This is a genomic window from Burkholderia sp. RF2-non_BP3, assembly GCF_001522185.1.
In the GTDB taxonomy this organism is placed as follows: Bacteria; Pseudomonadota; Gammaproteobacteria; order Burkholderiales; family Burkholderiaceae; genus Burkholderia; species Burkholderia diffusa.
In genome coordinates this window covers 59,974-71,712 of record NZ_LOSU01000036.1, presented here as the reverse complement: position 1 = coordinate 71,712, position 11,739 = coordinate 59,974, and the positions used below count along the sequence as shown (strand labels likewise).

Here is an 11,739-nt window from a genome sequence, read left to right as displayed (position 1 = left end):
GGCCGCAGTATTTCACGAAGCGGCACGACGAGGCCGACCGGGCATCGCCGAAAGCGTACGGTAGACTGCTCGCTGGCGTTCCCGCCGCCAATGACAGGACCACTCGCGCCCACTCACACCCATGGACCGAATCGATGCGATGAAGGTGTTCGTCGCCACGCTGGACGAGGGCAGTCTCGCAGGCGCGAGCCGCCGTCTCGGCCGCTCGCCGGCGGCAGTCAGCCGCGCGATCGCGTTTCTCGAGGAACACACGGGCACCGCGCTGCTGTACCGGACCACCCGGACGATTCGCCTGAGCGAAGCCGGTGAACGCTACGCCGCAGCGTGCCGCCGTATCCTCGCGGATCTCGAGGAAGCGGACATGCTGATCGCCGACGAACGCTCGGCGCCGCGCGGCCTGCTGACGATCACGGCACCGGTCGCCGCGGGCGAGGACGTGCTGCGCGCGCTCATCGACGAGTTCATCGACCGCCATCCGGCCGTGTCGATTCGGCTGCAACTGCTCGACCGCCCCGTCAGCCTGATCGACGAGGGAATCGACGTCGCGCTGCGCATCGCGCATCTGACGGATTCGACGCTTGTCGCGATTCCAGTGGGCGCGGTGCGACGCGTCGTCGTCGCGTCACCCGACTATCTGGCGGAGCATCCGCCGATCACCGCGCCGGCCGATCTCGCACGGCACCGGATCATCTCGATGACGCACTTCGGGCTCGATTCATGGAGCTTCCCGCCGTCCGGCCAGTCGGCGCTGCCACAGGTGGTCCAGTTCGCGCCGCGGTTCATCGTCAACACGATCCGCGGCGCGCTCGCGTCGGCGCTCGCCGGCCATGGCGTCACGCGCCTCTTCTCATATCACGTCGCCGAGCAGGTTCGGGACGGCGCGCTGCGAATCGTGCTGCGCGACAGCGAGCATGCGCCGCTGCCGATCCACCTCGTCACGCCTTACGGACGGCTGTCGGTGCCGAAGGTGCGGACGTTCGTCGATTTCGCCGCGCCGAGATTGCGCGAGCACTTCGCCCGGCTGGCCACCATCACCGACGAAGATTGAACCGGGTTGCGGAAGAATGGCTTCCGCAGCGCATGGATTCTCCCGGTGCCCGGTTCAATCTAGACTTCCTTCAACCGTCGGACGCGCATGCGTCCGCGCAGCGAATGGAGGTCCTTCAATGCAACAAGCGCTTCTCGACCGGCAGCATGCCCCCGCGTTCAACGTGTGGCGCGGCACGGTGTCCGGCGCCAGTGCGAGCCTGATCGGCATCGGTCTGGCGCGATTCGCGTATACGCCGCTGCTGCCCGCGATCATCGGCGCGCACTGGTTTCCCGCGTCGACGGCCGCCTATCTGGGTGCGGCCAACCTCGGTGGCTATCTGGCCGGTGCGCTGGTCGCCGGCGCGCTCGCGCGCCGCGCCGGCTCGACCGCCGTGCTGCGCGCGATGATGCTGCTCGCGACCCTTGCGTTCGTCGCGTGCGCGGCGCCCCTGTCGTTCCTGTGGTTCTTCGTGTGGCGCTTCGCGTCCGGCCTGTCGGGGGGCGCCCTGATGGTGCTCGCCGCGCCGGCGATCCTCACGCACGTGCCGCCGGCGCGCCGCGGTTTCGCGAGCGGCGGCATCTTTACGGGAATCGGTCTCGGCATCGCGGCGTCGGGCACGATCGTGCCGATCCTGCTGCGGCAGGGTCTCACCGCGACGTGGCTCGGGCTCGCGATCGTGTCGCTGCTGCTGACCGCCGTGGCGTGGCGCGGCTGGCCAACGGACGATGCGTCGCCCGCGGCGGTCGCGTCGCCGGCCACGCACGCCCGTAACCTCCCGACCGGCAGCCTGCGCGCGCTGTACGTCGAATACGGGCTCAACGCGGTCGGGCTGGTCCCGCACATGATCTTCCTCGTCGACTACGTTGCGCGCGGACTCGACAAGGGCGTGGACGCGGGCGCGCAGTATTGGGTGCTGTACGGTCTCGGCGCGATCGTCGGGCCGCTCGCGTGCGGGCATCTCGCCGATCGGGCGGGATTCGGTCGCGCACTGCGCATTGCATTCGCGATCGAGGCCGTCGCCGTCGTGCTGCCGCTGCTGGGGATGGGACCCGCCTCGCTGATCGTATCGAGCGTGCTGGTCGGCGCGTTCACACCCGGCATCGTCCCGCTCGCGCTCGGCCGCGTGAATGAACTGCTCGCGCATCATCCGTCGGTTGCGAAACGCGCATGGCGCAGTGCGACGACCAGCTTCGCGATCATGCAGGCGATGGCCGCCTACGGCCTGTCGTACCTGTTCGCATCGAGCGGCGGTCGATACGAAACGTTGTTCGCCGTCGGGGCCGCCGCGCTGATGCTGGCGCTCGCGGTCGACGTCGCCGCCACGGCGAGGGCGCGATGAGCACGACCTTCCCGGCACCCGATACGGTGCGCGCCGGCCGGTCCGCCGCCAGTTATGCCGAACGCAACGCACGCTACTGGCGGCGCAATCTCGCCGTGTGCGTGTTCGGCTCGTTCACGACGCTCGTCAGCCTGAGCATGCTGCTGCCGTTCCTGCCGCTCTACGTGCGGCAGCTCGGCGTCGATGCGCAATCGGCCGTGATCGAATGGTCCGGCGTCGCGTTCGGCGCAACGTTTCTCGGCACCGCAGTCACAGCACCACTGTGGGGCCGTCTCGCGGATCGCTTCGGCCGCAAACCCATGCTCGTGCGCGCTGCGCTCGGAATGGCCGTCGTGATGTCGCTGATCGGTATTGCGCACAACGTCCAGGAGTTCGTCGCACTGAGGCTCGTCGCCGGGCTCGTCGGCGGCTATGCATCGGCATCGACCGTCATGGTGGACACTCAGGCACCGCGCGAGCGTGCGGGCTGGGCGCTCGGCATCCTGTCGACCGGCGCGCTCGCGGGCAACCTCGTCGGGCCGCTCGTCGGCGGCCTGCTGCCGGGCTGGCTCGGCATCCGCGGGACGTTTTTCGCGGGTGGGGCGATGATCGCCGTCGCCGCGCTGCTGACGATCCTGGTCGTGAAGGAGGACTTTCACGCGGACACCGACGCACTGGCGCGACACGCCCGCGCGACGACCGAGGCTACGACACGGCGCACCGATCGTGCGGCGGTCGCCGCGCTCCTGGTGACGGCAATGATGGTGCTGCTCGCGAACATGTCGATCGAGCCGATCATCACGGTCTATATCGGCGGGCTCGGCGTCGACGGCAGTCATCTGGCGCGCGTCGCCGGCGTCGTGATGGCCTGTTCCGCATTAGGCAGCATGCTGACCGCCGCGCGGCTCGGCGCGCTCGCCGACCGTATCGGCAGCTGGAACGTAATCGTCGGCTGCCTGCTGCTGACCGCGCTCGCAATGGTGCCGCAGGCGTTCGTCTCGCACTGGTGGCAACTCGCGGCACTGCGCGTGCTGATGGGGATGACGCTCGCCGGGCTGCTGCCGTCGATCGGCAAGCTGGTCCGGCAGTCCGTCGACGAGCGCGCGACGGGCCAGATGCTCGGCTACCTGCAATCCGCGCAGTTCGGCGGGCAGGTGATCGGCCCCGTGATCGGCGGACAGATCGGCGTCGCGCTCGGCCTGCATTCGGTGTTCTTCGTGACGGCCGCGCTGCTGACGGCCTGCGCGGGGCTCGCCTATCGGGTACGCAATCGATAGCAGCAAGGTTGGGCTGGCCCGCGGGCGGCAGGCTGGCGTAGCATGGGCGCAGTTGCGGGTGGCTGTTCGCGCACCGTTCGGATGCGCGTCGCGCCGTGAACATGCCGCATACCGCGTGCCGGATCCGACCCGGCAGCTTCGGCCGGCACCCGGCCGAAGCATTCCGATCCCGGACGTTGCAGGAGGCAACGACATGACTCGACCGACTGACAACCGGACGCTGTTGCGCACGCTCGGCATCCGCACCCCGATCATCCAGGCGCCGATGGCCGGCGTCAGCACGCCCGCGCTGGCGGCCGCCGTGTCGAATGCGGGCGGGCTCGGCTCGCTCGGCGTCGGCGCGACGAACGCCGAAGGTGCGCGCAAGATGATCCGCGACACGCGTGCGCTCACCGACCGGCCGTTCAACATCAATCTGTTCTGCCACCAGCCGGCCCACGCCGACGCTGCCGTCGAACGCGCGTGGCTCGACTGGCTCGCGCCCGCGTTCCGCGAACACGGCGCGACGCCGCCGGCGTCGTTGTCGGAGATCTACACGAGCTTCGTCGCGGACGATGCGATGCTCGCGATGCTGATCGAAGAAAAACCGGCGGTCGTCAGCTTTCATTTCGGGTTGCCGTCCGATGAGGCCATTGCCGTGCTGAAGCGCGCGGGCATCACGCTGTTCGCGTCCGCGACGAATCCCGACGAAGCCCGGCAGATCGTCGCGGCCGGCATCGACGCGATCGTTGCGCAGGGCATCGAGGCCGGCGGGCACCGTGGCGTATTCGACTCGACGGCGCACGACGACCGGCTCGGCACGTTCGCGCTGACGCGCCTGCTGGTGCGCGAATGCGCGCTGCCGGTGATCGCGGCCGGCGGCATCATGGACGGCGACGGCATCGCCGCCGCGCTGGCGCTCGGCGCGCAGGCCGCGCAGCTCGGCACCGCCTTCGTCGCGTGCCCGGAAACGTCGATCGACGACGGTTATCGCCGTGCGATCCTCGGCGACGCAGCGCGCCGCACGACATTGACGACCGCGGTCTCCGGACGGATCGCGCGCGGCATCGCGAACCGGCTGACCGCGCTCGGCGACGATCCGCACGCGCCGGCCACGCCGGCCTATCCGATCGCATACGACGCCGGCAAGGCACTGCATGCGGCCGCGAAGGCGAACGGCGAGTTCGGCTACGGCGCGCAATGGGCCGGGCAGGCGGCGCCGCTCGCCCGGTCGCTGCCGGCGGCCGAACTGTTCGCGACGCTCGAGCGCGAGACACGGGCGGCCATCGCACGGTTACAGCATGCGCTGGACTGATTTCCCGGTTACATGCGGCGCGCCGGTGCTCGGCGAATGAGCCGCCATGCGCATGGCCGGGGACAAAATTGCAACGTCCTGTATCCGCGCGCGGCGTGGATACAGCGTGATACAACGCATCGGCGAAGGCCCGTTATAAAGCGGACATGACCTCTTGAGGAGCACGACATGTCTGCTACATGGTTCAACGGATCCTGCCATTGCGGCGCCGTGAAATTCGAAGTCCGGACCGCGCTCGCGCCGGCGACCCGCTGCAACTGCAGCCTCTGCCGCCGTCGCGGCGCGCTGATGAGCCCGATGTTCGCCGCGGCCGACCTGAAGATCGTCGAAGGCGAGGGCGCGCTGACGCTCTACCGCTTCAACACGCACACGGCCCGTCACTATTTCTGCAGCCGCTGCGGCATCTATCCGTTTCATCAGACGCGCAAGGATCCCGCGTGCTGGCGCGTCAATCTCGGTTGCCTCGACGGTGTCGATCCCTATGCGCTCGATGCGACCGTCGCCGACGACGCAAGCCTTTCCGTCGTGGAGGACGCATGAAGCGCTGGCTGATGATCCTGCTGTTCGCCGCCGGCGGCCTCGCGACCGAAATCGCCCATCCGGTGCAGTGTTCGCTGCTGTCGGTCAGCCGCCAGCGGACCGGCGACCGACGGGGTCGGAACGACGGCGGACAAGACTGAACCGGAACAGGTGCCGTGGGCGTCGAGTCATGTTGATCGGAAACGATAATCATGCTACCGATAAGATCGCACGCGATATATAATGCGTCCATCTGCGACACGAACCGCCGTCGCTGGAGAACGCCCATGAAACCGACCGAAACACAATCGCCCGCCGCACCGAAGCTGTCCGAGTTCCTGTGTTTTGCGATCTACTCGACGAATCTCGCGTTCGGCAAGGCATACAAACCAATCCTCGAAGAGCTCGGCCTCACGTACACGCAATACATCACGATCATCGCGCTGTGGGAGGAGGGCAACCAGACGGTCGGGCAACTCGGCGAAAAACTGTTCCTCGAATCGAACACGCTGACGCCGATCCTGAAGAAGCTCGAGGCGATGGGCTATCTGGAGCGGCACCGCGATCCGTCGGACGAGCGCCAGGTGCTCGTGAGCCTGACGAAAAGCGGCCGCCGCGTGCGCGAGAAGGGGCTCGACATGAATCTGGTCGAAGCCACCGGGCTGAAACCCGACGAATTCGCGAAGATGCAGAAGGCCATCGTCACGCTGCGCGGCAACCTGATCAATTCGATCGACGAATAGACGATTAAACGCAGGCTCGATGTCGAGCCTGCGGTGCGATTGCCGGCGCGACCCGTCCTTACGGCTGGCGCTCCGGCTGGCCCGTCCCGGTTTCCTCGGGCCCCAGCACAAGCAAATGCATGTCGCGACGCGTCACGAAGCCGAGTGCGCGATAGCGCTCGATCGCGCCATGATTCGACGTGAGCACGTGCAGGAACGGCGTTTCCGCCCGCGCGCGGATGGTCGCGACCAACGACCGGATCAGTCCGGCCGCGAGGCCTTGGCCCCGGAAAGCCGCATCCACGCACACCGCGCTGATCTCCGCATGACCGCCGGCCCTCAGCCGCTGACCGGCCATCGCCACCAGCCGGCCTTGCCGGCGTACACCGATATAGCCGCCGAATTCGACCGTGCGCGGGCCGAACGGGCCCGGTTCCGTCGCCGCGATCAGTTCGAGCATCTCCGGCACATCGGCTTCGGTGAGCCGGACATGCTCCAGAGCAGGCGCGCCGTCGAGCGTTCCCTGCCAGACCATCTGATGAAGCATCGCCCGCCAGACCACGGAAAAACCGGCCGGCGTCGGGATCTCGTCCGGCGTGACGAGTGCCGCCGGTCCATGCGCGTCGATCAGTCCGTGCAACGCGTCGAACGCGGTCGGGCTGCGGTCCGCCATGCCCGCAAACGGTGCGAGCGCAGGAGGAAATCGACGCGCAAGCGCGTCGCCGAGGGCGAAACGATGCTGCTCCCCGGTGAGCGCGCGCCATACGGCATCGTCGAGCGGATGCGATCCGCCTTCTTCCTGCTCCGTCGTCGGTTCCAGCATCGTCTGCTCCTTGATTGAAGGCCGCCCGTCGCACAGCATAGACGCGATCGCCCGCGCCGGTTGCGGACAAACAAAAAGCGCATGCGATTACATCGCATGCGCTTTATTTGACAGACGGTGTCGTCGATTTCGTCGCGACGCTCAACGACCGAAATAGATCGAGCGCTCGGCCGTGCGAATCGCGATGCGACTGCCGGATTGCGTCGCACCGTCGGCGTTGTTGCCGTAACCGGCTGTCCGGGTGTCGGCCGCCGTTGCATCGTTGTCGCGCACCCGCTTCAGCGCGGCCTGCAGGTTGTCCGGATAGTTGGGATCGTTCGGGCGATTCGGCAGATAGCCGGCCTGCTGGAGGGCGGCCAGTTCCGCCCGCACTTGCGCGCGCGTCACGGTGCTTTCGGTCGCGAAGGCCGGTGCGGCAACGGAAGCCGACACGGCGACGAGCAGGGCTGCAATCAGTTGGGTCTTCATCATTTACCTCGACAGAAAAGAGTAATCGGAATGTGAACGCCGCGCGCCGGCAATCGGCGTCGATCGCGACTTCGTTCAATGGCCGAAGTAGATCGAGCGCTCGGCGATGCGCGTGACGGGACGGCTGCCCGATTGCGTGACGGCTGCGGCGTCGGCGCCATAACCGGACGTCGCCGTATCGGCTGCGACGGTGTCGTTCGCGTGGATACGCGTCAGCGCGACCTGCAGGTCGTCCGGGTAGTGCGGATCGTTCGCGCGGCCCGGCACATAGCCGGCCTGCTGCAGCTGGACGAGTTCGGCACGCACTTGTGCACGCGTCACGACGGTGTCACTGGCAAAGACCGGCGCGGCAACGGCGGCGGACACGGCAACGAGAAGGGCAGCGATCAGTTGGGTTTTCATCATTCACCTCGACAAGAAAATGGCAGGACATTCAGGAGGGCAGCACGTGGCCGCCCGGTGCATGGCTCAGACGATGCGGATCTCGACGTCGATGTTGCCGCGCGTCGCCTTCGAATACGGGCAGGTCTGGTGTGCGGTGTCGACGATGTGCTGCGCGACGTCGCGATCGAGTCCCGGCACGCTCACGTTCAGGCGGGCCTGCAGGAAGTACGCGTTGCCGCCCGTGCCCAGATCCACTTCGGCATCGACCGCGAGATCGGCCGGCAGCGTGACCTTCGCCGCGCGCGCCGCGAGCTGCATCGCGCCGATGAAGCAGGCCGACCAGCCGGCCGCGAACAGTTGTTCCGGATTCGTGCCGTTCCCGGCGCTGCCCGGCGACGACAGCTGGATGTCGAGGCGGCCGTCGGAACTGCGAGCCGCGCCGTCGCGGCCGCCGGAAGTCGTATGCGTCTTGCCCGTGTACAGCACTTTTTCGATCTTGCTCATCGTTCACTCCGTCAGGTAGGAAGGTTTTTCTCTGATGCGATTCGATCGCATGCGACGCAGTTTGGTTGAGATGGTCGATCTCGTCAAGCGGATTCGATTAAATCGCATGCGATATTTTGTATTTCAATGTATCGAGATCGTGGCGAGCCTTGCCGGACAAGGCTCGCGGGCGATCAAACCCTTATATTGAAAAGACGACCCGGACCGGAAGATTCAGCGATGGCAGGGCAGATGGCCGCGCCGGAATCGCGGTCGCCCGAGCCTTCGGCAACCCGGTCATGCCGGGCGGACTTCGGCGATCACGACCAGGACCACCGCCGCGTCGGCCGGCAACTGGCGGTGGGAAAAGGCCGAGCGCGCATGTCCGGCCTTGTTGCCCAGCACCTTGGCGAACAGGTCGGAAGCGCCGTCGATCACGGCCGGTTGACCGTGGAAGCCGTCGGCCGACGCGACGTGTCCCTCGACACGCACGATGTGATGCAGGCGGTCGAACCCGCCGAGGTGCTTTCTGATTTGCGCGAGCACGTTCAGCGCCGCGATCTGCGCCGCGCGCCGACCGTCATCGACGCCCAGTTGTTCGCCGACGCGGCCCGTATAGGCCACCTTGCCGTCGACGAGCGGCAATTGCCCGGAAATGAACAACAGGTTGCCGGTCTCACTGACGGCCGTATAGCTGCCGAGCGGTTGCGGCGGTTCGGGTAGCGTGAAGTCGAGTTCGGCCAGCTTCTGTTCGATCGTCATGGCATGCTCCTTCGGGGATCGTTGATGAGTTGGCCGCGGTGTGGACGCGCGACTCGCCACGGCCTCTGTCAGTCACTCTAGTGAGGCGGTCGGGGCCGGTAAATATCGTTCGCGCAATTGACTCGACACGCGGTGTAACGAATCGCCCGCGGTGCAACGCGGCGCGAACGCGTACCACCGGTGTCGCCGATACGCTGGTTTCCCGGCGGGGATTCATGCACACTCGGTGCTTCAGCGTCCCGCCGCGAAACAACGCGCGCTGGCGGGCCGGAAGCGCGGTGCCTCGTTGCGGCCGCACGCCGGATTCGCCGTCTTGCAGCCGCGCCAGGCGGCACGAGGAAGCAGGAGCCGCCCCCATGCAGAGAAAATTCGATGACCTCCTGCTCGGCAGCATCGAGCTGTTCTGCCTGGCAGCCGAACTCGGCAGCTTCACGCTTGCCGCAACGGCCGCGAGCGTCACGCCGGCCGCGGTGAGCCGGTCGGTCGCGCGGCTCGAGGAGCGTCTCGGCGTACGCCTGTTCGTCCGGACGACGCGTCAGATCCGGCTCACCGATTCCGGGCGGCGCTATTTCGAGCAATGCCGTGATGCGTTGTCGCAGCTCGTCGACGCGGAGCGCGAAGCGACGGGGCAGCAGGCAACGCCGGCCGGCGTGCTGCGCATCAGCATGCCGACGCCATACGGACACTATCGCGTGCTGCCGCTGCTGCCCGCGTTTCGCGAGCGATACCCGGACGTACGCGTCGAAACCCATCTCAGCAACCGCAACATCGACTTCGCCGAGGAGGGTTTCGACCTTGCGATCCGCGGCCGCGCGCCAGCGGATTCGAGTCTGGTCGCACGCAAGCTGGAGGACGCCGAACTCGTCGTCGTCGCGACGCCGGGCTATCTGAAGCGCGCCGGCGTGCCGCGCACGGTCGACGATCTGCACGCGCACGAATGCATCCAGTTCGAGCTTCCGAGCAGCGGCCGGCCGATTCCATGGCTGTTCAGCGACGGATCGGCGGAAATCGACGTCGCGACGACGGGCGGCTACGGCACGTCGGGCGACGTCCTCGCCGGCGTCACGCTCGCGCGCAGCGGTGCGGGCCTGTTCCAGACCTATCGCTTCATCGTCGAGCGGGATCTGCGGGAAGGCACGCTCACCGAGGTGCTATCCGCGCAGGGCGGGCGATCGCGGCCGTTCATGCTGCTGTATCCGCATGCACGCTATCTTTCGTCGCGCGTGCGCGTCTTCGTCGACTTTCTCGTCGAACATCTCGAACAGGCACCCGGCAGGCGGGCTCGCTAGCCGCGGCCAGCCATGCCGTCAACCGGGCAGAGCGGGGCGCCGACGCCACGCCTGCGCCGGCATCGGGGCGCCCGCATCTTCCGCGCCGGCACATGTTCACGACGTTGCCGCTCAGTGCCCGGCGCTCTGGCCGCCGTCCACGTGCAGAATCTCGCCGGTGACGAACGGCGCCGAATCGAGATACAGGATCGCGCCGACGATGTCGCTCATCTCGCCCATCCGGCCGACCGGATGCAGCGATGCGAGCGTCGCGTGCGTGTCGGGCGCGTGCATCGGCGACTTGATGATGCCGGGCGACACCGCGTTCACGCGGATGCCGGCCTTCGCATATTCGATTGCGAGCGACTTCGTCGCCGCATTGATCCCGCCTTTCGTCAGCGATGCGAGCACCGACGGCACGTTGCTGTTCGCGTGATCGACGAGGCTCGTCGTGATGCTGACCACGTGACCGCCGCCGTTTCCGTTGCGCTGCATCGCCGCAATCGCGCGCTGCGTGATGTGGAAGAAACCGTCCAGGTTCACGCGGGTGATGGCCGCATAGTCGTCCGCCGTGTATTGCGTGAACGGCTTCGCAATGAAGATGCCCGCGTTGTTGACGAGCGTGTCGACCCGGCCGAAGCGCTCGATGGCGGCGTCGACCACGCGCCGCGCGACGGCCGGGTCGCCGATGTCGCCCGCGACGGTGACGAGATCGGGGTCGTCCGACGTCCCGATCGAACGGGACGTCGCGACCACGCGATGGCCTTGGGCGCGGAATGCGTTGACCGTTTCGGCGCCGATGCCTTGCGATGCGCCGGTGACGATGATGACTTTGGAAGTGCTCATGATATGCCTCGACAGGTGACTGGTTTTCGGCTTCAGCGCCGACCGGATCGATGAATCCGATGGACGCAACTCTAGGCGCGGCGGGCCGGAGTTCGAATACCCACCATGGACCAACAGTCTTGCGTCGCGGGAACAAATGCAGGGCGGCGGCAGCGGCGAGGGTGCTGGAGGAGGTGCGTCGACGCGATCGCCGGTGCGCCGTCTTTCACACACGGCGACACGCGTCGATCGTTGTGAATTCGACGGTTTACGCAGCGGAATGCTGGGAATGTCGTGTACCGGATCGTTCGTCACGCGTCGGGCACTTCTGTTTTTTATCGAAAATATCCGGATAACTTTTCTTATCACAATAGCTTTATTTTTCATGAAAACTCCCGGATACGAAAACGCGCCTGACCGAACGCCTCCCCAAGAGAATCAGGGCAGGGCATGCGGTCGCACGTGGATGTTCGGTGCGCAATCCGACACTCCGATCGCGACCAAAACTGGCACAATCCTGCCCACATCCGTAGATACGGCCCGGAATCGCCCAGGGATTGCCCAGT

The 11,739-nt window shown here is 66.9% G+C and carries 14 protein-coding genes; 8 read left to right on the top strand and 6 right to left on the bottom strand.

The genetic code is table 11. The features are described 5' to 3' along the window. The first annotated feature begins 121 nt into the window (after positions 1-121). The 7 genes from WS45_RS19495 (at position 122) to WS45_RS19470 (ending at position 6,181) form a co-directional block, all read left to right on the top strand. Positions 122-1,048, top strand: a complete 927-nt coding sequence (locus tag WS45_RS19495; protein WP_059691691.1) for a LysR family transcriptional regulator — start codon at positions 122-124, stop codon at positions 1,046-1,048. 118 nt (positions 1,049-1,166) lie between these two features. Beyond that, positions 1,167-2,369: a YbfB/YjiJ family MFS transporter gene (locus WS45_RS19490; protein WP_059701159.1), complete on the top strand. Its 1,203-nt coding sequence runs from the start codon at positions 1,167-1,169 to the stop codon at positions 2,367-2,369. Continuing rightward, entirely contained in the window at positions 2,366-3,625 is a 1,260-nt protein-coding gene (locus WS45_RS19485) for an MFS transporter (RefSeq protein ID WP_059701157.1), read from the top strand. Before WS45_RS19490 ends, WS45_RS19485 begins: the two co-directional genes overlap by 4 nt. Positions 3,626-3,818: 193 nt before the next feature. Further along, positions 3,819-4,919 carry an NAD(P)H-dependent flavin oxidoreductase gene (locus tag WS45_RS19480; RefSeq protein ID WP_059701155.1) on the top strand — a complete coding sequence of 367 codons (1,101 nt, stop codon included), beginning with the start codon at positions 3,819-3,821 and terminating at the stop codon, positions 4,917-4,919. A 168-nt stretch (positions 4,920-5,087) separates the two neighbouring features. Beyond that, positions 5,088-5,459, top strand: coding sequence for a GFA family protein (locus WS45_RS19475; protein ID WP_059701153.1), 372 nt, complete (start codon positions 5,088-5,090; stop codon positions 5,457-5,459). Beyond that, the gene (locus tag WS45_RS35695; protein WP_175911009.1) at positions 5,456-5,599 is read left to right on the top strand and encodes a hypothetical protein; all 144 of its coding nucleotides are present in this window, start codon (positions 5,456-5,458) and stop codon (positions 5,597-5,599) included. Before WS45_RS19475 ends, WS45_RS35695 begins: the two co-directional genes overlap by 4 nt. A gap of 126 nt (positions 5,600-5,725) precedes the next feature. Beyond that, on the top strand, positions 5,726-6,181 hold the full coding sequence (locus WS45_RS19470; RefSeq protein WP_059524298.1) for a MarR family winged helix-turn-helix transcriptional regulator: 456 nt from the start codon (positions 5,726-5,728) through the stop codon (positions 6,179-6,181). A 58-nt stretch (positions 6,182-6,239) separates the two neighbouring features. On the opposite strand, the gene WS45_RS19465 is transcribed toward WS45_RS19470, so the two are convergent. The 5 genes from WS45_RS19465 to WS45_RS19445 form a co-directional block, all read right to left on the bottom strand. Further along, a complete protein-coding gene (locus WS45_RS19465; protein ID WP_059701150.1) occupies positions 6,240-6,983 on the bottom strand; it encodes a GNAT family N-acetyltransferase in 744 nt (247 codons plus the stop codon). Positions 6,984-7,124: 141 nt separating this feature from the next. Beyond that, complete coding sequence (locus WS45_RS19460) at positions 7,125-7,454, bottom strand: DUF4148 domain-containing protein (protein ID WP_059691685.1); 330 nt, start codon at positions 7,452-7,454, stop codon at positions 7,125-7,127. Positions 7,455-7,526: 72 nt separating this feature from the next. Further along, positions 7,527-7,853, bottom strand: coding sequence for a DUF4148 domain-containing protein (locus WS45_RS19455; RefSeq protein ID WP_059701495.1), 327 nt, complete (start codon positions 7,851-7,853; stop codon positions 7,527-7,529). 66 nt (positions 7,854-7,919) lie between these two features. Next, positions 7,920-8,339 (bottom strand): organic hydroperoxide resistance protein, encoded by a 420-nt coding sequence (locus tag WS45_RS19450; protein ID WP_059451383.1) that lies wholly within the window; start codon positions 8,337-8,339, stop codon positions 7,920-7,922. 276 nt (positions 8,340-8,615) lie between these two features. Beyond that, the gene (locus tag WS45_RS19445; protein WP_059701148.1) at positions 8,616-9,080 is read right to left on the bottom strand and encodes a RidA family protein; all 465 of its coding nucleotides are present in this window, start codon (positions 9,078-9,080) and stop codon (positions 8,616-8,618) included. A gap of 356 nt (positions 9,081-9,436) precedes the next feature. On the opposite strand from WS45_RS19445, the gene WS45_RS19440 reads away from it, so the two are divergent. Then, positions 9,437-10,369: a LysR family transcriptional regulator gene (locus tag WS45_RS19440; RefSeq protein ID WP_059701146.1), complete on the top strand. Its 933-nt coding sequence runs from the start codon at positions 9,437-9,439 to the stop codon at positions 10,367-10,369. Between the two features lie 111 nt (positions 10,370-10,480). Here the strand turns inward: WS45_RS19440 and WS45_RS19435 are convergent, their stop codons facing one another. Then, on the bottom strand, positions 10,481-11,194 hold the full coding sequence (locus tag WS45_RS19435; RefSeq protein WP_059701143.1) for an SDR family NAD(P)-dependent oxidoreductase: 714 nt from the start codon (positions 11,192-11,194) through the stop codon (positions 10,481-10,483). Positions 11,195-11,739 lie beyond the last annotated feature (545 nt).

Coding starts and splice junctions, on each gene's coding strand:
- WS45_RS19480 (WP_059701155.1), top strand. CDS start 3,819: ATGACTCGACCGACTGACAACCGGACGCTGTTGCGCACGCTCGGCATC.
- WS45_RS19450 (WP_059451383.1), bottom strand. CDS start 8,339: ATGAGCAAGATCGAAAAAGTGCTGTACACGGGCAAGACGCATACGACT.
- WS45_RS19470 (WP_059524298.1), top strand. CDS start 5,726: ATGAAACCGACCGAAACACAATCGCCCGCCGCACCGAAGCTGTCCGAG.
- WS45_RS19475 (WP_059701153.1), top strand. CDS start 5,088: ATGTCTGCTACATGGTTCAACGGATCCTGCCATTGCGGCGCCGTGAAA.
- WS45_RS19440 (WP_059701146.1), top strand. CDS start 9,437: ATGCAGAGAAAATTCGATGACCTCCTGCTCGGCAGCATCGAGCTGTTC.
- WS45_RS19445 (WP_059701148.1), bottom strand. CDS start 9,080: ATGACGATCGAACAGAAGCTGGCCGAACTCGACTTCACGCTACCCGAA.
- WS45_RS19465 (WP_059701150.1), bottom strand. CDS start 6,983: ATGCTGGAACCGACGACGGAGCAGGAAGAAGGCGGATCGCATCCGCTC.
- WS45_RS19485 (WP_059701157.1), top strand. CDS start 2,366: ATGAGCACGACCTTCCCGGCACCCGATACGGTGCGCGCCGGCCGGTCC.
- WS45_RS19435 (WP_059701143.1), bottom strand. CDS start 11,194: ATGAGCACTTCCAAAGTCATCATCGTCACCGGCGCATCGCAAGGCATC.
- WS45_RS19460 (WP_059691685.1), bottom strand. CDS start 7,454: ATGATGAAGACCCAACTGATTGCAGCCCTGCTCGTCGCCGTGTCGGCT.
- WS45_RS35695 (WP_175911009.1), top strand. CDS start 5,456: ATGAAGCGCTGGCTGATGATCCTGCTGTTCGCCGCCGGCGGCCTCGCG.
- WS45_RS19490 (WP_059701159.1), top strand. CDS start 1,167: ATGCAACAAGCGCTTCTCGACCGGCAGCATGCCCCCGCGTTCAACGTG.
- WS45_RS19495 (WP_059691691.1), top strand. CDS start 122: ATGGACCGAATCGATGCGATGAAGGTGTTCGTCGCCACGCTGGACGAG.
- WS45_RS19455 (WP_059701495.1), bottom strand. CDS start 7,853: ATGAAAACCCAACTGATCGCTGCCCTTCTCGTTGCCGTGTCCGCCGCC.